12 protein-coding genes and 1 tRNA gene are annotated in these 20,542 nt (G+C 62.4%); 7 read left to right on the top strand and 6 right to left on the bottom strand.

Going from position 1 to position 20,542, the window contains the following annotated elements:
* Nucleotides 1-161 precede the first annotated feature (161 nt).
* A tRNA-Pro gene (locus tag R6W86_RS09770) sits at nucleotides 162-238 on the top strand.
* 45 nt (nucleotides 239-283) lie between these two features.
* Here the strand turns inward: R6W86_RS09770 and R6W86_RS09765 are convergent.
* On the bottom strand, nucleotides 284-1,858 hold the full coding sequence (locus R6W86_RS09765; RefSeq protein ID WP_410329166.1) for a phospholipase D family protein: 1,575 nt from the start codon (nucleotides 1,856-1,858) through the stop codon (nucleotides 284-286).
* A 236-nt stretch (nucleotides 1,859-2,094) separates the two neighbouring features.
* Here R6W86_RS09765 and R6W86_RS09760 point away from each other — a divergent pair, with 236 nt between their 5' ends.
* The 3 genes from R6W86_RS09760 to R6W86_RS09750 all read left to right on the top strand — a co-directional run bounded on the left by R6W86_RS09760 (nucleotide 2,095) and on the right by R6W86_RS09750 (nucleotide 5,919).
* Nucleotides 2,095-3,702: a tetrathionate reductase family octaheme c-type cytochrome gene (locus tag R6W86_RS09760; protein ID WP_410329165.1), complete on the top strand. Its 1,608-nt coding sequence runs from the start codon at nucleotides 2,095-2,097 to the stop codon at nucleotides 3,700-3,702.
* The gene (locus R6W86_RS09755) at nucleotides 3,699-4,295 is read left to right on the top strand and encodes a cytochrome b/b6 domain-containing protein (RefSeq protein WP_410329164.1); all 597 of its coding nucleotides are present in this window, start codon (nucleotides 3,699-3,701) and stop codon (nucleotides 4,293-4,295) included. The genes R6W86_RS09760 and R6W86_RS09755 overlap by 4 nt, the downstream gene beginning before the upstream one ends.
* Nucleotides 4,296-4,659: 364 nt before the next feature.
* Nucleotides 4,660-5,919 (top strand): FAD-dependent oxidoreductase, encoded by a 1,260-nt coding sequence (locus tag R6W86_RS09750; RefSeq protein WP_410329163.1) that lies wholly within the window; start codon nucleotides 4,660-4,662, stop codon nucleotides 5,917-5,919.
* 45 nt (nucleotides 5,920-5,964) lie between these two features.
* On the opposite strand, the gene R6W86_RS09745 is transcribed toward R6W86_RS09750, so the two are convergent.
* From R6W86_RS09745 to R6W86_RS09725, 5 genes are all read right to left on the bottom strand, one after another.
* Nucleotides 5,965-6,204: a hypothetical protein gene (locus R6W86_RS09745; protein WP_410329162.1), complete on the bottom strand. Its 240-nt coding sequence runs from the start codon at nucleotides 6,202-6,204 to the stop codon at nucleotides 5,965-5,967.
* A gap of 131 nt (nucleotides 6,205-6,335) precedes the next feature.
* A complete protein-coding gene (locus tag R6W86_RS09740) occupies nucleotides 6,336-8,579 on the bottom strand; it encodes a helicase C-terminal domain-containing protein (protein WP_410329161.1) in 2,244 nt (747 codons plus the stop codon).
* Complete coding sequence (locus R6W86_RS09735) at nucleotides 8,576-8,935, bottom strand: VRR-NUC domain-containing protein (RefSeq protein WP_410329171.1); 360 nt, start codon at nucleotides 8,933-8,935, stop codon at nucleotides 8,576-8,578. Before R6W86_RS09735 ends, R6W86_RS09740 begins: the two co-directional genes overlap by 4 nt.
* A gap of 6 nt (nucleotides 8,936-8,941) precedes the next feature.
* On the bottom strand, nucleotides 8,942-10,291 hold the full coding sequence (locus R6W86_RS09730) for a VRR-NUC domain-containing protein (protein ID WP_410329160.1): 1,350 nt from the start codon (nucleotides 10,289-10,291) through the stop codon (nucleotides 8,942-8,944).
* 77 nt (nucleotides 10,292-10,368) lie between these two features.
* Nucleotides 10,369-10,806, bottom strand: coding sequence for a DUF4864 domain-containing protein (locus tag R6W86_RS09725; RefSeq protein WP_410329159.1), 438 nt, complete (start codon nucleotides 10,804-10,806; stop codon nucleotides 10,369-10,371).
* Between the two features lie 215 nt (nucleotides 10,807-11,021).
* Here R6W86_RS09725 and recC point away from each other — a divergent pair, with 215 nt between their 5' ends.
* Genes recC through recD form a run of 3 tightly spaced genes read left to right on the top strand, consistent with a single transcriptional unit; the run spans nucleotide 11,022 to nucleotide 20,514 of the window.
* Nucleotides 11,022-14,615, top strand: coding sequence for an exodeoxyribonuclease V subunit gamma (recC, locus tag R6W86_RS09720; RefSeq protein WP_410329158.1), 3,594 nt, complete (start codon nucleotides 11,022-11,024; stop codon nucleotides 14,613-14,615).
* Nucleotides 14,612-18,343 (top strand): exodeoxyribonuclease V subunit beta, encoded by a 3,732-nt coding sequence (gene recB, locus R6W86_RS09715; protein WP_410329157.1) that lies wholly within the window; start codon nucleotides 14,612-14,614, stop codon nucleotides 18,341-18,343. Before recC ends, recB begins: the two co-directional genes overlap by 4 nt.
* Nucleotides 18,340-20,514: an exodeoxyribonuclease V subunit alpha gene (recD, locus tag R6W86_RS09710; protein WP_410329156.1), complete on the top strand. Its 2,175-nt coding sequence runs from the start codon at nucleotides 18,340-18,342 to the stop codon at nucleotides 20,512-20,514. Before recB ends, recD begins: the two co-directional genes overlap by 4 nt.
* Nucleotides 20,515-20,542 lie beyond the last annotated feature (28 nt).

Raw genomic sequence — 20,542 nt, 5'->3', positions numbered from 1 at the left:
GTCTGCGCAACCTGTTCCTGCGGGTGGCGGACATCTCCCTGTTGCCCACCGCCGGGTAACAGGGAAGGCGATACGGCCGGTCTCAGCAGTTATACGGACGAAAATTCCCCGCCCGAGGGGTAGCCAAACCTCGTTTAATCCGTATAATACCGGCCGTTGTTCGGCGTGTGGCGCAGCTTGGTAGCGCACTTCGTTCGGGACGAAGGGGTCGCAGGTTCGAATCCTGCCACGCCGACCACTTTCCCGCATTGCTTGCTTTGTCTTATCCCTGGATTTGATCACCCTATAACAGGGATTCGATCGGCATCAGCGACCAGAAAAACACCATTATCCGCTTCAGTGGCCCGGTTCCCGGTTCATGGCTGTATGTCACCGTCCGGTGTTCCTGCCGCTCCAACCAGCGGAGTTCGCCGTCCTCGCCCAGTACCACCTGATAAGCGCTGGAACGCACCTGCTCGTCAAACTCCCGTTCCAGGGTCCGGGCCAGTTCCGGGCTCTTGATCACGAAGCCCAGTTCGGTATTGAGGTGGATGGAACGGGGATCGAAATTGAACGAGCCCACAAACAGGATCTCGCCATCAACTGCGAAGGTCTTGGCGTGCAGACTGGACACCGAAATGCCCATCATGCCGGTTTGCAGGTCCTGTTCCTTCGGGGCCTCGTCATCAAGCCGACGCATCTCCCACAGCTCCACACCCGCCCGCAACAGCGGTTTCCGGTACTTGCTGTAGCTAGCATGCACCATTGCCACATCGTTGGCCTCGAGGGAGTTGGTCAGAACCCGTACCTCAATGCCCCGTTCCTCCAGCGTCCGGAACAGTTCGACCCCGGCATCCCCCGGGATGAAGTAGGGGGAAACCAGGGTAATGCTTCGTTCGGGATCCTCCAGCGCCCTGGCCAGCTGTTGGCTTAGCAAATCCTCGTTCCCATTCCGGCCCAGAACCTTGGCGGGATCATCACTGACCATAACCACCGGCGCCCAGCTGAAGGTCAGTTCACCGATCAGCAACTTGCGCAGGAACGCTGAATCCTCCAGCGTGCGGGCATAGACCGAGGAGGCAATACTGTTTTCCGAGACTTTTAACAGTTCGGCCAGTTCCGCCAGCGGATCCGGTCCAGGTTCGGGCTCCCCCAGAATCTGTCGGGCCGGCCACGAGGCGTTACTGGCCCAGTATCGGTCGAAATCCCGGGAAATATCATCCACGGCCGGACCGATGGCCAGCACATCCAGATCGGCAAACAAGCCACCCCCGGCGGCGCCAAAGTACTCATCCGCAATGTTCCGGCCGCCAATGATCGTGACCTGGTTGTCCGCCGTGAGGGACTTGTTGTGCATTCGGTAATTGAGACGCCGGAAATCCGTGAGGTAGCCCAGCCACTTGGGGTTGCGGACCACAAAAGGATTGAACAGGCGAATCTCGATGTTGGGGTGCTGACTCAGGGCCGCCAGGATGTCGTCCATACCCACGATGCCGTTGTCATCCAGTAACAGCCGGATCCTGACTCCCCGTTCCGCGGCCCGATACAGGGTGTACAGCATCAGGGTGCCCGTGGTGTCGGGACGCCAGATGTAGTATTGGACGTCCAGGCTGGCCTCCGCCGCCTCGGCCAGCAGGGCCCGGGCGGCAAAGGCATCGTAGGGATCCGGTAGCAGGATGATGCCACTCAGGCCGGGATGGGCATCGGTTTTCGGGGTAATGGCCTGGCCCAGGACCGTTTCCCGGGTCTGTGACTGGGGGAACGATCGACTGTCAGGCCGATCGGCCAGCGGTGGCAGGGCACACCCCGATAACACCAGAAGGGTCGCCAATACCGGCCACAACGGAACTCGTCGCACTGCAAGGAATATCGCCGCCAATCGCCTCTCCATACAGCAGTAAAAAGGACCCCTTCTGACAATATAACTTCACAACCGTAACTATGCCCGTATCGAGCCGGTAGTCCGACGCTCATATTTTGACCACGATCAACACTTGATGCTGCCACCAGGCCCGAAACTGGAGGAACTTCCAGGAACTGGACTAGGCTATAAAACACCGGATCGGCAAGGATTGACGATACCACGAGCCGATACCTTCAAGAGTGGAGGGAACCATGACGTCAGACAGCGTTTTGGGGATCACTATGCGCGGGATTCAGCTGCTGCTGGCCATAACCCTGTGGTCGATGATCGGGCTTGTTCAGAGCGCAGAACGCTCACCTCCCACCGCAGACCACAGCAAGTTCGAAGCGCTCAAGGGTCCTTTCGAGGACGCCACGGAAGTCACCGAGGCCTGCCTGGGCTGCCACACCGAAGCGGCCGAGCAGGTCAAGGGCACGACCCACTGGACCTGGCTCTACGATCACCCGGAAACCGGCCAGCAACTGGGCAAGAGCAAGGTGATCAACAGCTTCTGTGGCATGCCGGTTACCAACGAGGCCCGCTGCACCTCCTGCCACGTCGGCTATGGCTGGGAAGACATGAACCAGCCGCCACCCCAGGCGGACTCGGCAGTGGATTGCCTGGTCTGCCACGACACCACCGGCAATTACTGGAAATTCCCGACACTGGCCGGGCACCCCACCTACGTTCCCCGGGAGTGGCCAATAGGCAGCAGCAAGATGGTGCAGCCACCCGATCTGGTCAATGTTGCCCGGAACGTCGGCGCCTCCAGCCGGGCCAACTGCGGCAGCTGCCACTTCTATGGCGGTGGCGGTGACGGCGTCAAACACGGTGACCTGGATTCGTCCCTGGTAAACCCGCCCAAGGCACTGGACGTGCACATGTCCCCGGAGGGTCTCGACTTCGCCTGTGCCGACTGTCATTCCACCTGGGGGCACAATGTGTCCGGCAGTCGTTACCAGGTCCAGGCCACGGACACCGTCGGCATCGACGTACCTGGCCACACCGACATGACCCGTACCACCTGCGAGTCCTGTCATGGTGCCAGCCCCCACGAGCAGCAGAAACTCAACGACCACGTGGATACCCTGGCCTGCCAGACCTGCCACGTGCCGGAGTTTGCCCGGGGCGGGGTACCCACCAAGATGTGGTGGGACTGGTCGACCGCCGGCAAACTAGATGAGGACGGTAACCCCATCACCGAATATGACGAAAACGGCCACGTCAGTTACCTGAGCACCAAGGGCAATTTCCGCCACAGCGAGGACGTGGTTCCGCACTATGCCTGGTTCGACGGTACCGTGGAATACACCCTGATCGATCAGAAACTGGACCTGTCCAATCCGCCCATAGACATCAACCACTTTGACGGCGGTCCGGACGACCCGGATTCCCGGATCTGGCCCTTCAAGCTGATGCGAGGCAAACAGCCCTACGATACCGAGCTGGGCACCCTGTTGGTGACCCATGTCTTTGGGGCGGACGACACATCGTTGTGGAGCAATTTCAGCTGGCAGAAAGCCCTCGAGGCGGGCAGCGCGATGTCCGGAATGCCCTTCAGTGGCCAGTTCGACTTTGTCGAAACCCGGATGTACTGGCCCATTGCCCACATGGTGCCACCGGCGGAGGAAGCGCTGCGTTGCGGATCCTGCCATGCCACCGAGAGCCGGCTGGCCGGTATCGGGGGTATCTACATGCCCGGGCACGACAGCAACGTCTGGTTAGACCGGATTGGCTGGCTGGCAGTGGCACTGACCCTTCTGGGCGTCATTCTCCACGCCATCGCACGGATGATCTTCAGGGGGAGGAAGCACTCATGAGCCGGGTAATGATGTATAAACGCTTCGAGCGCTTCTGGCACTGGTGCCAGGCACTGCTGATCTTCACCCTGTTGATCACCGGGTTCGAGATTCACGGCAGCTATTCCTGGCTGGGATTCGGCGAGGCGACCCGGATCCACACGCTGGCCGCCTGGGCCCTGATCGTGCTCTGGCTGTTTGCCATCTTCTGGCACTTCACCACCGGTGAGTGGCGCCAGTACATACCCACGAAAGACGGCCTGTTCGCCGTCATCCACTATTACCTGATTGGCACTTTCACCGGTGCCGAGCACCCGTACCGCAAAACCACCAGGGCCAAGCATAACCCTCTGCAACGGCTGGCCTATCTGTTCTTCAAGGTGGTGATCTCGCCGGTGATCTGGGTGACCGGGCTGCTCTACCTGTTCTATAACGACTGGCCGGCAACCCTGGCCGGTGCCCTGGAACTGGAATCGGTGGCACTTATACACACCGGTGCCGCCTTCGCCATGCTGGTGTTCATCATCGCCCACGTGTACATGACCACCATGGGCCACACGCTGACCAGCCACATCAAGCCCATGGTGACCGGCTACGAGGATCTTAGCGAGTAATCCCCACCATCGGAAAAGATGGCGCCCACCATGACAGGAAGAATTCCAGTCGAAGGAAACGCCGGGCCTGGGCCATCAGCATCAGGGTCAGCTGATTTCTCATTGCCATATAGGCCTCTTCGCTGATGCCCCCAGGTACTTGTTTGCCTGCTTCTTCTCACGAACCGTACTTTCCCACTTTGGCTCCCAACTAAACTATCGGAATAACTCTCTTGATAGAGTTTTACTAGATTACGTGTCATGTTCTGAAGCACTGATATATTTATTCGGTATAACGTTATTACTCTATGTTTGTTACTATTTGATCAATATCAACTGCGGCCTGGCAGTTGCTCTAACAACGACAAACAGAGAGGTTCAAGGCATGAGTTTGAATGCAGTCCCACGGGAATCCGATAAGAAACACACCGTTGTGATTGTGGGTGGCGGAGCTGCCGGTGTATCAGTAGCGTCCAGCCTCAACAAGCGGAACCGCTCACTCGATATTGCGGTGGTGGAACCCTCATCCACCCATCATTACCAGCCCGGCTGGACCATGGTTGGCGGCGGCGTCTTTCGTCCTGAGGTGACGTCCAAACCCATGAAAGAAGTCATGCCCTCGTTCGTCTGCTGGTACCAGCAGAAGGTCATCGCCCTGGATCCGGATCAGAACCGCATCCAGCTGGCAGACGGATCCTGGATGATTTACGAAACACTGGTCCTTGCCCCGGGTCTGGAGTTGAACTGGGGAGCCATCGAAGGCCTTGAGGAAGCACTCGGGAAAAACGGTGTGACCTCAAACTATCTGGAGGGCATGGCCAGTTATACCTGGGAAACCGTGCAACGCCTGAAACAGGGACGGGCACTTTTCAGCCAGCCACCCATGCCGATCAAATGCGCGGGGGCGCCCCAGAAAGCCATGTATCTGTCATCAGACTACTGGCTCAAGCACGGCGTGCTGAAGGACATTGATGTCCAGTTCCACAACGCAGGTGCGGTGCTGTTTGGCGTTCCCGACCACGTGCCCGCACTGGAGACGTACATACGCAGATACGACATCGACGTCAACTTCCAGAGCAACCTGATCGCCCTGAATGGCCCGGCCCAGACGGCCACTTTCCGCATCACCGACACCGAGGGCAACAGCCGGCACGAGGACGTGAAATTCGATATGCTGCATGCAGTACCGCCGCAGCGAGCGCCAGAATTTATCCGGGAGTCGACTCTGGCCAATGAGGGTGGCTGGCTGGACCTGGAAGATGACACCCTGCGCCACAAGCACTTCACCAATATCTTCGGCCTCGGGGATGTCAGTGGTACTGGCAATGCCAAGACCGCCGCTGCAGTCCGCAAACAGGCTCCGGTGGTGGCCGAAAACCTGCTGGCAACTGTGCGCAACCAACCATTGAAGGCAGCCTACCTGGGCTACGGTTCCTGCCCGCTGACGGTAGAGAATGGCCGGATTGTGCTGGCGGAGTTCGGCTATGGTGGCAAGCTGCAGCCCAGCTTCCCGAAATGGCTCAATGATGGCACCAAAGCAACTCGGGCGGCCTGGTGGTTGAAGGCCAAGCAGCTGCCGGGCCTTTACTGGCACGGCATGCTGAAGGGTCATGAATGGCTCGCAAAGCCCGCACCGCGGGGGTGAGGGCTAACGCTCAGTAAGCCCCGCGGATCAGGTCGATCCCGGGGTTCAGGACGTCACGCCAGGCCTTGCCCAGCTCTGGCGTGTAGTCGGGATCGTGCGGGCGTGCAGGATCAGCTGCACGATGCCGTTCCGGAGCAGGTGCCGCTGGGCGTCCATGTCGGTTTTCAGGAAGCGGTTGCGGATGGTGTCCGAACCGGACATGAAAAAGTCGTAGAAATCGACGAAAAAATCATCCTTGCGGCAGCAACGTCCATAACTCTGAAAAACAAGATCCGTCTTGTTCATTCGCGCTCAGTGTCCTTGTCGAAGTTGAAACCAGTCTGATAAGGCCACACTTTCTAGTTCCGCAAATAAACTTTTCCATAGCAAAATGTAACTACATTCACCCTGGATAGTTTATTTTTGCATATAGATCATTAAAACCACCAGCGCGGCAGCAGGTTCCGCACCTGCGGGCGCGTGAACCGGTCATCAATCAGCCAGATCACGCCCCGATCCTCCGGGGTCCGGATCACCCGGCCGGCGGCCTGGGCCACTTTCCGGAGTCCCGGGATAAGGTAGGTGTAGTCATAGCCCGCGCCGAAGCGCTCCTGTAAACGCTCCTTAAGTATCTCGTGCCAGGGGTCGAACGGCGGCAGCCCGAGAGTCGCCACGAAAGCACCAATGAGTTGTTCGCCCGGCAAATCAATACCCTCGCTGAACACTCCGCCGAGTACGGCAAACGCAACAGCGGGCTCCGGCTGACGGAACTCTGCCAGGAAGGCCTCTCGCTCGCCCTGGCTCATACCCGGCGCCTGGCAACGCTGGGGGATTTCCGGTGCCTGTTCGGCGAGGGTCTCGCTGACGGCCCGGAGATACTGGAAACTGCTGAAGAAGGCCAGATAATGGCCGGGACGTTCCCGGAACTGACGGGCAATAATGCTGCCAATCGGCGCCCGCGATGCCTCCCTATGTGCCTGGCGGGTACTGATCCTCGGCGTGAAGTGGACCTGCAGCTGATCGGCGCTGAAAGGGCTGGGCAGGGAAGTAAAGGCGGTGGTTTCCGGCAGGCCCAGCAGATCCCGGTAGTAAATGCCCGGGCTCAGGGTGGCCGAAAACAATAATACCGAGTCGGCAGCGGCGAAGCGTTCGCGCAGGAAGTCCGCCGGAATCAGGTTCTGGATGGTGAGTGAGGCCCGGCCGCGACCGGAGCGCCGGAATTCACACAGGGAGTGGTCACCGAAGCTGTCCGCCAGCTTCATGAAGCCGACGCTCTCGAACAGCAGTTCCTGCAGTGCCAGATCCGGCGGGTTGTCCGCCAGGTGATCGGTCAGACTCGAAACCAGCCCTTGCAGACTACCGATCAGGCTTGCCGGCAAAACCTCGAGAAACACCAGCACAGCCGGATCCATGTCCTGATCCCGGATCAGGGTTTGCCAGGCGCGCGCCGTGCGTTCCAGGGCCTTCTTCAGCACCTTCGGGGCGGTTTTCTTTACCCGCAACAGTCGCTGCTGTTCAAGCGTTACCGAGTACATGCCCCGGGCCCGGTCCACCAGGTTATGGGCCTCATCCACCAGGATCGGGACCTTCCACTGATTCTGGCGAACCAGACCGTGGAGCAGGGCAGACTGGTCAAACATCCGGTTGACGTCGCCGATCACCACGTCACTCCACCGGGCCATCTCCTGGGCCAGGAAATAGGGACAGATATCATGGCCCGCGGCAATACGCGCCAGTTCGGCCCGGGTGAGCGCCGCGCATTGAGCCGCCTCGGCACGGGCGTCCGGCAGTCGATCGAAGAACCCTTTGGCCAGCGGACAGGATTCGCCGTGGCAGGCCTTGTCGGGGTGCTCGCAGGCATCGTCCTTCGCCACCAGCTCCAGCGCCCTGAGCGACCAGTTAACAGATTCGTCCTGGGCGTCCCTGAGTTTATCCACAGCATCCAGGGCCAACTGCCGGGCGGTATTGCGGCAGGTCAGATAGAACAGACGGTCCTGGTCGGCCCGGGCCATGGCCATCAGGCCCGGAAACAGCGTACCCAGGGTTTTACCCAGACCGGTGGGCGCCTCCAGCAACAAGGTGCCGCCGGTCATGGCATTCTTGTAAACCGTTTCGGCCAGTTGCCGCTGGCGCGGCCGGAAGTCGGCAAAGGGGAAACTCAGTCGGGCGAGGGCAGTATTACGCTGGTTCCGGTGGTGTTCTTCCTGTTCGGCCCAGGCTCGAAATCGTCGGCACAGCTCTTCGAGTTCCTGCCAGAGTTCATCGGCATCGGCGGTTTCGGCAAGCTGACTTTCCTTGTCCCGACCGGTGTCGTAATACACCAGCACCAGCTCGATTTTTTTCCGCTTTTCCTGTTTGCACAGCAGGGCACCGTAGGCCCGCAACTGGGCCCGGTGCAGGGCCCGCTGGTGTTCCCGTACCCGGGCAAGGTCGCCCCGGTGGGTCTTGATTTCCTCCAGCCGGCCACGATGGGGATCATAACCATCCGCTCTTCCGGAAAGCTTTATTCCCAAGCATTCACCGGTCAGTAAATACTCGCTTTTGTAGCCGTAGCCCCGGCGGGACTGGATAGTCTGATGGCCAGCAATGCCCTCCTCTGAGGAGGGTGCCGGGGTGTACCGGAAGTCCAGGTCCCCGGCCCGGGCGGCAAACTCGCACAGGGTACGCACCGCCGCTTTCATTCACTGCTCCCGACGCCGGAATCCTCGGCCCAACGGACATAACAGACACTGGCAGGAATGCCCTCCCGGGCAAAAAAATCCAGCCACCGGCGCTGGTGATCCTGCAACCGGTCACCCGGGCCTTTCACCTCCACCATTTCATATCGCGATTCATCATCAGGACGCTGCGGGTGGAACTGGATCAGGTCCGGGAAGCCGCTGCGGTGCTCCTTCACATTCAGCAAGAGACGCCGGAACAGGGCCTCCAGGTGCACCGCCGGGATGCACTCCAGCGCCAGCTCGATCAGGGCTTGGGACAGAGCCGGCCAGATGACAAACGGATTGGCGAGCCCCTGCCTGTCATGCCAGGTGTCCAGGATGCGCTATCGATATCCACCATCGCCGAGGGTAGCGAAGCAGGCCTCGAAATCGCACCGGCGGCGCTCCACGAAATCCTCCCGGGTCAGGTCGGCGGGGCCGGTATGGAAGGGGTGGAAAAAAGCACCGGGCACCGGCTTGAAGATCACCGGCCAGCACAACAGGCCGAACAGGCCGTTGATCAGGGTGTTCTCCACATAGGCCACCGGTGCTTCGGGTCGGTTCAGGTGTTCCGCCGCTGCCCATTCCACGGAGACAGCCTCCGGCCGGGGTAGCGAGACGTGCCACTCATTGATCGGTCGTGTCTCCGCCGGAGCCGGCTTGGGCTCGCCTACCCTCGGGGCCAGCCGTTTCAGGATCCGGTCCAGGCCCTGGCGTTCGGCATCACTCAATTCTTCCCTCTGCCAATGCCTGGCGATGTCCCAGGCTTCCTGGTGGCGTTTCATCCGCTCCAGCAGCCGCAGCTGCTTCAACCTGGCCTCCCGATGCCGGCTCTGGGCCCAGGCGATGAGTGCCAGCTCCCGGTCGCCCTGGCGCTCGGCCTGTCGACCCAGTTCCAGCAGCAGCCGGTCCCGACGGCTGGCCAGCCAGACGTTGGTCACCGGCCCGGGCACCTGTGGCCAAACTTCGGGCGCCGGCACCTCCCGGTCGAGCTGATCCCGGCACTCCTGCATGGCCAGATAGCAGTCCACGTCACTGCGGCAGTCGAATGCCCGGGATTCGCGACTGATTGGCACCTGCTCGTAGGCCTGGTAACCCAGTTCCACCAGCACAAAATCGGACCAGCTCTGGCGCAGATTGCCGAAAAACATCAGCCGGACACGATCAAACAGCGCCATGTGTTGCAGCCGGACCACCCTGGCATCACCGGCGTCGAACCATTCCGCCATCGGCCGGTCGCCCGACAGGTGATCTGAAAGCACCGCTTTCATGGTGGCCTTCGGAACGCTCCGGCCGTGGCCAAGGTTCTGCAATACATCGGCGAAGGCGGGCCGCAGCTCTGCCAGGGTAAACAGGCGAAAGAGCTCGTCGAGGTCGATCACAGGCTCAGATTCGAGCCAGTCTTCCGACACCAGGCGAGACAGGATTTCAGGAACTGGCGAATCCAGCTCCGGATAGGCCAGTTTGTCCGCGCGGAACAGGTCACCTGAGCGCATCACCAACCGGGTCAACAGAGCTTTTTCCACTGTCTCAAGACCCAGGAAGGTTTCCAGCACACGGATCTCTGACCCGGTCAGCAGGTCCCGGTGATGATCCAGTACCCAGCGCACCACGGTCTCCATATTTTTCAGATAATACAGCGGGTTTTCCAGGTCCGCGGTACGCGGCACAGTGGCAGGATCAAACGTGGTCATAGGGCGAGCAGGCAATTCACGGAAAGCAGTCAGGTCATGCAACTCTACGCCCGCTCGCCCGTGACCTCAAACACGCTTTAGATTCCCATGTCCGCAGGCTGCAATTGCACACCCGCAACCCGCCAGTCGCCATCACTGTGCACCATCCGGTAGTAGGCATGCCAGCGTTTGCCGTTCGGACCGGTCAGTCGTACCACCTGGATATCGAATGCACCGTGGGGAACCAGCTCAACAAACTCAATAGTCGAGGCCCGGTGTACCGCAGGGTAGGCCTCCCGAACCATGCTGAAGAACACATCGGCATCACCAAATCGACGCTTGATACCCTCGGATGAAAACGACCAGGCAGCCTCCTGGTCGTCGTTGGCAAAGGCTTCAATCTGCCTCAGGATGGTCTGTTCAATGGCCTCGCCCTGTTCCTCGGCACTGGGCACACCCGGCAGCGCGACCACCAACAAGACAAGGACCAGAAACGAGGGTAAACGGACTCTTTTCCGGAGAGGATTCCAGGCCATCATTCTCACCTCCACTTTTTGCGCCACGCCCTCCCCAGATCATACGCTGCAGACCGGCAACATATGATTAAAAAATGATCGACCGGTTGAACTCCCGCGACTTCAGTTGTCGCATCCATTGGTCAGACTGATCAGGCATAATGAACGTCTGATTTTCCAGCCACATACGGTAACCTGTGGCATCAGGATTGAACCGATCGCCAACAAGGAGCCCCATGGCCGACCACTCCGCCATCCAGCCCGGCTTTCACGCCATCCATGCCAACCACCTGGAAGACCTGCGCCGCGCGGTGATTTTCCTGTGCCGGGAGAACCCGCTGCCACCACTGCAGAGCGAGACCTTCCTGGTCCAGAGTAACGGTATTGCCCAGTGGCTGAAGCTGGCCCTGGCCGAGAAACGCTTGGACCATGGCGCCGAAGGTGGCCTGGGGATCGCTGCCGGAATGGACTTCCTGTTTCCGGCGCGGTTTATCTGGCAGGCGTACCGGGCGGTGCTGCCGGACGGCGAAGTGCCGGAACAGTCGCCCTTCGACAAGCGCCGGCTGGTCTGGCGCCTGTATCGGCTGCTGCCGGATCTGGTGGACCAGGACGAGGCCTTCCTGCCCCTGGCGCGGTTTCTCGATGGCACCGACACTGACCTGCGCAACTTCCAGCTGGCCGAGAAGGTGGCGGACCTGTTCGACCAGTACCAGGTATTCCGGGCTGACTGGCTCAGTGCCTGGGAGCAGGGCCGGGATGTGGTAATCACTGCCCGCAACGAGGAAAAACCCCTGGACCCGGAGACGCTCTGGCAACCCCTGCTCTGGCGCAAACTGGTGGAGGATGTGGGTCCCGACGCCCACACCAGCCGGTCCCGGATTCACACCCGGTTCATGGCCGAGGGCCAGCGCCGGTCAGAGCCGGCGAATCGCTCGCGGCTGCCGGCGCGGATCGTGGTGTTCGGCGTCTCTTCGCTACCACGCCAGGCCCTGGAAGCCCTTTATGTCCTCAGCCGGTTCAGCCAGGTGGTACTGTGCGTCCACAACCCCTGCCAATACTACTGGGCCGACATCGTCAGTGACCGGGAACTGCTGAAGGCCGAACGCAAGCGCGGCGCGGCCCATCCGGAACTGTCGAAGATTGCCGATCCGGACCAGCTGCACCAGCACGCCAATCCGTTGCTGGCGGCCTGGGGCAAACAGGGGCGGGACTACATCCGTCTGCTGGACGAGTTCGACAATCCCGAGGAATACCGGGACCGGTTCGAGACCCCGGACCAGAAGATCGATATTTTCTCCGCCCACGGCGAACCGGGCGAACCGCCCCTGCTGCATCAACTGCAGAACGACATCTATAACCTGACGCCGCTTCAGGACATCCGCGCGGAAAACCGCCAGCTGGATCTGGCCCGGGATCACTCGCTGGTCTTCCACGATGCCCACAGCCCCCAGCGGGAAGTGGAAATCCTCCACGACCAGCTGCTGGCGGCCTTCAATGCCGATCCCGGCCTGCGCCCCCGGGACGTGATGGTCATGGTGCCGGACATCAATGTCTACGCGCCCCACATCCAGGCCGTATTCGGCCGCTATCAGGCGGGGCAGAAACGCCATATCCCGTTCACCATCTCCGATCAGGGGCAGCGTCACCATGAGCCGGTGTTGATTGCCCTGGAAACCCTGATGTCCCTGCCACGCAGCCGTTTCGGGGTGAGTGAAATCCTGAGCCTGCTGGAGGTGCCCGGCATCCGGGACCGCTTCGGCATCGACGAGGGCGAGATTCCCCTGGCCCGGCGCTGGGTGGAGGGCGCCAATATCCGCTGGGGCCTGCACGGGCGGCACCGGCAAAGCCTGGAGCTGCCGGCGGAGCTGGAACGCAACACCTGGCAATCCGGCCTGCGGGCCATGTTGCTCGGTTACGGCATGGGCGAGGATGAGCCCTGGGCCGGCGTCGAGCCCTATGGAGAGATCGGCGGGTTGCAGGCGAGTCTCGCCGGTCGGCTGGCGGAATTCGTGGCGCAACTCGAGGATCTCTGGCAGGCCCTGCAGACGCCGCGCACCCCGGCGGAATGGGAGACCCTGTTCTCGCAGATGCTCGAGCGCTTTTTCCTCAGGGTCGAAGGCAACGACCTGTTGCTGCTCACCCGCTTCCGCCGCCAACTGGAACAATGGCTCGAGGACGCCCTGGCCGCCGGGCTGGACACCCAACCCCTGCCACTGAACATCGTCAAGGATGTACTGCTGGCGGGCCTGGACGAGGGTGGACTGAACCAGCGCTTCCTCGCCGGCAAGGTAAACTTCGCCACCCTGATGCCGATGCGGGCTATCCCGTTCCGCAAGGTCTGCCTGCTGGGCATGAACGATGGTGACTACCCGCGCTCCCGGCCCCCGGTGGATTTCGACCTGATGGCCAACGACTACCGCCCCGGGGACCGGTCCCGGCGCGAGGATGATCGCTACCTGTTCCTGGAGGCCCTGTTGTCAGCCCGGGAACAGCTCTACATCAGCTGGGTGGGCCGCAGTATCAGAGACGATTCGGAGCGTCCTCCCTCCGTTCTGGTGGGCCAGCTGCAGGACCATCTGGACAGCCGGTGGGCACTGCCGGGCGAGCCGGACGGATCGGTCACCGAAGCCCTGACCACCCGGCATCCGCTGCAGCCCTTCAGCCGGGATTATTTTCCCCGCGGCAACGGGCTGGACGCCGGTCCCGAGAGCCCGCCCAGACCTCTGGCAGAGGTGTTGCAGGCCCGCAGCCTGTTCACCTTCGAGCGGGAATGGCGCAGTGCCCACGGCACCGAAACAACCGAACCGGATCAGGCACCGCTGCCGTACCAGCATCCGGAGGAGCCGATCCGGCTGGCCGACCTGTCGAACTTCCTGAAAAAGCCCATCGACACCTTCTACCAACGACGGCTGCAGGTGCACTTCGAGCAGTTGGAGGACGATGACACCGATAACGAGAACTTTGACCTCAACGGGCTGGACCGGTGGCGGCTGGACAGCGAACTGATACGGGAAGGCGTGATCAAGGCGGTCAGCGAGGAAGACCTGCATGAACGGCTCGAAACCACCCTTGATCGGATGGCACGCCGAGGTGACCTGGGCATGGGGGTGACCGAACACCGCCTGCGCACGGAGCTGGCAGGTCGGTTACCGGACCTGCATCAACGCTACCGGGCGGCACTGGCGGACTGGCCGGAGGCCATCTCCGAGCCGCTGAGCTTCGAATACCAATACCGGAATGACACGGGTACGGTGGAAGTGGTCGACCTGATTGATAACCTGCGCACCAACCCCGACGGCCGTTTATGCCGGGTGGTGGTGGCCGGCTCCAGCCTGCTGTCCGGCTCCGGTGGCAGCAGGAAAGTGCGCTACGCCAACCTGATGCGGGACTGGGTGATTCACCTGGCCGGCCAGCTCACCGACCAGCCTTTCGAGACCCTGATCCTGGCCCGGGAAGAGAAACGCACCTTCCCCTTGCCACGGATCGAACCGGAACAAGCCAGGCAGCACCTGGAGACCATCCAGGCCCGGTGGATGGAGGCCACCACCCGCACCCTGCCGATCCACTGCGAGGCCGGTTTCGCCTGGATCACCAGCTACTACCAGAGCAAGAAATACCGCGGCGATGACGAGCGCGCCCGGAGCGATGCCGAGCAGGCCTACAGCACCGCCCTGGCACGGGACACCGGTTACCTGCGCGGTGCCTTCGACAGCCCGGAGGCGTTGTTCGCCAGCGGTGAATTCGAGGCCTTGCTGCACCAGCTGTATGTACCGCTCTGGGAGGCAGAGCAGGGCAAGTCCGCCGCCGAACAGATCGAGGGAGAGGTATGAATACCGAGATGACCAATCGCAACCCGAACCTCGACCCTTTGACCCTGCCCCTGAACGGCAGCACCCTGATCGAGGCCAGTGCCGGTACCGGCAAGACCTTCACCATCGCCATCCTGTACGTGCGGCTGGTACTGGGCCATGGCCAGAACGAGCACAGTCCGCTGGCCCGGGGCATGCTGCCGCCCAACCTGCTGGTGGTGACCTTTACCGACGCCGCCACCAAGGAGCTGCGGGACCGCATCCGCACCCGCCTGACCCAGGCAGCCGAGGTGTTTTCCGACAGTGCCGACGCCAGCGAGCCCCCGGCCGAAACCAGACTCCTGTATGAGTTGAGAGAGGCCAGCTACCCCGATCCGGCCACCTGGCCGGAGTGCCGGAAAAAGCTGCTGCTGGCGGCGGAATGGATGGACGAGGCCGCAGTCTCAACCATCCATGGCTGGTGCAACCGGATGCTCAGCGAACACGCCTTCGACAGCGGCAGCCTGTTCCGGCTCACGCTGGAAACCGATCAGAGCGAACTGCTCGACGACGTGGTCCGGGATTACTGGCGTACATTCATCTATCCCTTGCCTCCGGTGCTGATGGACGAGGCCCTGGGTCACTGGAAAACCCCGGAGGCCCTGCGCGGGGCCATCCGCAACCTGATTCCCGAGGCAAGCCAGCTTGGCACTCCGGCCGGCGATGTGCAGGAGGTCATTGATTCGGTGGTCGGCCAGCGCCTGGCCCGCGCCCGGGAACTGAAAGCGTATCCCTGGGCCGAGTGGCAGGGCGAGGTGGTTGCCCTGCTCAACGAACTGAACAAGAGCAAGCGTCTGCACGGTGTCAGCAAGAACGCAATGGTCAAAATCTGGGACACCCTGGTGACCTGGGCGAAGTCGGACGAACCGGTCCCGGATGGCCTGGACAAGGCCGGGTTCCGGAATCAGACCCCGGAAGGCCTGGCGCGGATCCTCAAGGGCGAGGACCCGGCCCCGCATCATCCGGCATTCGACGCCATCGATGAACTGATCGAGTTCAGCCAGAACCAGCCCAGCGGCCGCTCGGATATCCTCAGGCACGCCAGCGTCTGGGTCGGGCAACGACTGGAATCGGAAAAACAGCAACGCTCGGAAATGGGCTTCGACGACCTGCTCACCCGCCTGGACGATGCCCTGCACGGCCCCCGGGGCGATCAGCTCGCCGCCACCATCCGCCGCCAGTTCCCGGTGGCACTGATCGACGAGTTCCAGGACACGGACCCGGTGCAGTACCGGATCTTCAACCGGATCTACCGGGTGGCGGACAACGATCCGGACACCTGTCTGCTGATGATCGGGGACCCCAAACAGGCCATCTACGGCTTCCGCGGCGCCGACATCTACACCTACCTGGAGGCCCGCCAGGGTGCCCGGGACCGGACCTGGACCCTGGGCCGCAACTTCCGCTCCTCCGCCAGCATGGTGGCGGCAGTGAACCGGGTGTTCGAGCACGCCGACCGGAACAGCCGGGACGGCGCTTTCCTGTTCGGCAAGGGCGACCGCACGCCACTACCGTTCCAGGGCGTCGATGCCAACGGCACCAAACGGCAATGGCGGATTGACGGCGAGGATCAACCCAGTCTCAGCTTCTGGACCCTGGACAGTGAGGACGAGGACCGGAACGGCAACCGTAAGCCCCTGGCCAAGGGCACGGCCACTGCCGAGGTGGCCGAAACCTGTGCCAGCGAAGTCGCCCGTCTGCTGACCCTGGGGCAGCAGGGCAGAGCCGGCTTTGCCCTGCCGGATGACCCGGCGGACCTTGAGCCGGTCCGCCCTGCCGACATTGCCATCCTGGTCAACAACCGCAACGAGGCGGCAGCGGTACGAGATGCCCTGGGCCAGCGCCGGATCAAGAGCGTGTACCTGTCGGACCGGGATTCGGTACTGACCTCCACCGAGGCCAGCGAGGTGCTGACCTGGCTGCGCGCCTTTGCCGAACCCCGGCAACTGGCCCTGACCCGGGCGGCACTGGCCACGCCCACCCTGGGCCAGTCCTGGCAGAGCCTGGATCGGCTGCTTACCGACGAAATCGCCCTGGAGCGGGAAATCGAACGGTTCATGGGCTATCACGAGCAGTGGCGGACCCAGGGCGTACTGCCCATGCTGCGCAGCTTCCTGATGGACTTCGAAGTACCGGCACGGCTGCTGCAACGGCCCGACGGCGAACGGCGGCTGACCGATATCCTGCACATCGCCGAACTGCTGCAGCAGGACAGCCTGCAGCTGGATGGCGAGCACGCGCTGGTACATCACTACGCCCAGATCCTGAGGGCGGCGGACGAGGAAGACGAATACCGCACCCTGCGACTGGAAAGCGACGCCGGCCTGGTCAAGGTCATTACCGTGCACAAGTCCAAGGGTCTGGAATACCCACTGGTATTCCTGCCGTTCGGGACCGCATTCCGGGCCCAGAACGACAAACAGGCCTATGTCCGCTACCACGATGACCAGGGCCGGCTGGTCACCGTATTCGATCCGGAACCCGAGGCGGTCGCCCGGGCGGACCGGGAACGGCTCGGCGAGGATATCCGCAAACTCTACGTGGCCCTGACCCGGGCCCGGTATGCCATCTGGGTGGGTGTCGCCGCCATCGACAACTGGGCCCAGAGTGGCCTGGGTTACCTGCTCGGTGGCGAAGGCCGCGAGCAGTACCCCCTGGCCGACAGCCTGACTCCCCTGGCCCGGGACGAGGACACCATCACGGTCATGGCACTGCCCGAAGCCGATACGGCCTGCTATACCGAGGAGGCACCGCAAACCCTGGGGCCGGCACTGGAGGCCACCCGGGAAGCCCGGGAAGACTGGTGGATTGCCAGTTATTCCTCGATCGAATACACCGGCCTGGCGGGCACCGGCATCGTGTTCAGCGGGGAAGTGGAGGACGCGGAAACCCAGAACCTGCTGGAAGAATCGGCCCAGGGCACCGGCGATGAGGGGTCGGCAGCCCCCGCCGGTCATTCCCTCCATCAGTTTCCGAAAGGGGCGGGCCCGGGCACCTTCCTCCACGAATTGCTGGAATGGTGCTGCCAGCAGGGCTTTGGCCAGGTTGTGGATAACCCGGCGATGCTGCGGGAATACCTGGAGCGGCGCTGTACTATTCGCGGCTGGAGCGACTGGACCGACACCCTGGAGCACTGGCTGTTGAGCCTGATCCGGACACCCCTGCGCCTGGACCGCGACGGGGACACCCGCGCCGCCCTGAGGGAGTTCGGCACCGTGCGCCCGGAACTGGAATTCTGGTTCGAGAGCTGCAACGTCGCCACCGGCGCCCTGGATAGCCTGGTACGCCGGCACACCCTCGAGGGCGCGGACCGGGTCCAGGTGGATAACCGCCGGTTCAACGGCATGCTCAAGGGCTTCATCGATCTGGTGTTTGAACACGAGGGCCGCTACTACGTGCTCGACTACAAATCCAACACCCTCGGCGAAGACGACAGCGCCTACACCGACCAGGCCATGGGCCAGGCCATCCTCGACAAGCGCTATGACCTGCAATACGTGCTCTACCTGCTGGCCCTGCATCGCCTGCTAAAGGCCCGGTTGCCCGGTTACGACTACGAGCGGCACATTGGTGGTGCCGTCTACCTGTTCCTGCGGGGTATCCATGCCCCCGGTGCCGGTGCTTTTACCGACAAACCGCCACGGGCGCTTATCGAAAAACTCGACGCCCTGTTCGATGGTGACACCTTGCACGGGGAGGACGCCGCATGAATCTCGAGCAACTGGAAACACTGCTGGAGCAATGGCGCCAGGCCGAATGGATCCGCCCCCTGGATGTGGCCTTCGCACGCCTGATCCGGCAACTGTGCGAAGAGCAGGGCGAGAACCCGGACCCGCTGGTGTTGTTGCTGGCGGCCCTGGCCTCGCATCAGGTCGGACGTGGTCACGTCTGCATCGATCTGGTGAATTTGCTGGAGGATGCCGGCAACACCCTGGCCTTGCCGCCGGGAGATCCCGTTGCCGTATACCTGGCCGGGGACCAGGAGGCATGCCCTTCGCCATCTGAGGTCCTGGCAAAGGCCTCGCTTGAAGACTGCCTGACTGCGCTGGTCAATAGTCGGGCGGTAAGTGATGGCTTACTGACTACACCACTGGTGGTGAACGATACCCGCCTTTACCTGCGGCGTTTCTGGCGTTACGAACAACGGATTGCCCGGGGTATCAGCGACCGCCTGGCCCTGAACTCCCCGCTCGATAATCCTGGCTCGGGCGCCACCCGGACCCTGAGCGAAACGTTGAACATCCTGTTCCAGCCCGGGGATGAAGTGGACTACCAGAAACTGGCCTGTGCGCTGGCGGCGCGCAAACGTTTCGCCGTAATTACCGGCGGGCCGGGTACCGGCAAAACCACCACGGTGGTGAACCTGCTGGCGGCCTTGCAGGCGGTGGCGGGCGAGGATCCGGCCCGTGCCGGCCGGAGGTTCCGCATTCGCCTGGCCGCGCCCACTGGCAAGGCGGCGGCACGGCTGAACGAGTCCATTGGCGGGGCGGTCAGCCGCCTGCCGCTGGACCAGCTTCCCGGGCGGGTCCGGCTGGAGGATATCCCGACCCGGGTCACCACCCTGCACCGGTTGCTGGGCAGTCGCCCGGATACCCGGAAATTCCGCCATAACCGGGACAATCCCCTGCTGGTGGATATCCTGGTCATCGATGAAGCCTCCATGGTGGACGTCGACCTGATGGCCTCGGTGTTCGAGGCGCTGCCGGGCCATGCCCAGCTGATCCTGCTCGGCGACAAGGACCAGCTCGCCTCGGTGGATGCCGGGGCGGTTCTGGGCGAGCTATGCCAACGGGCCCGGAAGGCCCACTACCGGCCTGACACGGCACAGTGGCTGCAATCAGTGACCGGGCAGTCATTGCCCGAGGATCTGGTGGATTCCCGGGGCCAGGCACTGGACCAGGCCGTAGCCATGCTTCGCAAGAGCTACCGTTTCACCGAGAACAGCGGCATTCGCCAACTGGCGGAAGCGGTCAATACCAATACTCTGGATGCCGCCATGCTCGAACACTGCCGCCGGGGGCACTTCGAGGACGTGATCTGGCTCAATGGCGACGATGCCAGCCCGGATCCGGAAACGACCCTGGAAAACCTCTGTCACCATGCCATTTCGGGCAGCCCCGGGGCATTCCGCAACGGTGGCAGGGGCAGGGTACTGCACGGTGAGGAACTGCCGGCGCCGGTGGGCTATCGCCATTATCTCGAACTGATGGCCAACCACGATCTGGGGATGGACAGCCCGCTAGCGGACTGGGACCAGCTGGCCCGCAGGGTGCTGGCGGCTTTCGGTGACTTCCAGCTCCTGTGCGCCCTGCGCCAGGGTCCGTGGGGCGTGGAGGGCCTGAACGAACGCATTGCCCGGCACCTGCTGGCGCAAAAACTGATTCCCCGGGCCGAGGGCTGGTACGCGGGGCGGCCGGTACTGGTCACCGGCAATGACTACAACCTTGGCCTGATGAACGGCGATATCGGCATCACCTTCAGTGTGCCCTGGGACCGGGCCGAGAACGGGGAGCCCCGGCCGGCGTTGCGGGTCGCCTTCCCCAGCAGCGACGGCACCGACGGCATCCGCTGGATCTCCCCGAGCCGCCTGCAGCAGCTGGAGACGGTCTATGCCATGACGGTCCACAAATCCCAGGGCTCGGAATTCAATCACACCTGCCTGGTGCTGCCTGACCGGATGAGTCCGGTACTGACACGGGAGCTGGTCTACACCGGCATAACCCGCGCCCGGAACTGGTTCAGCCTGATCACCGGTGACGCCGGCGTGTTCAGAGCCAGTGCCCGCCAACAGGTGGTACGTGCCTCCGGGCTGGCCCCAGCGCTTGCCGCTTCTGCCGGCGAGATTGGTTCGTATATGGATGACCCCTCAACGATGGTTTGATAAGGCCGCCCGACTAAAGACCATTCCC

This window comes from Marinobacter sp. (assembly GCF_046484525.1).
Classification (GTDB): domain Bacteria; phylum Pseudomonadota; class Gammaproteobacteria; order Pseudomonadales; family Oleiphilaceae; genus Marinobacter.
The sequence above is the reverse complement of the archived record's forward strand: the minus strand, read 5'-3'. Positions and strand labels throughout refer to the sequence as shown.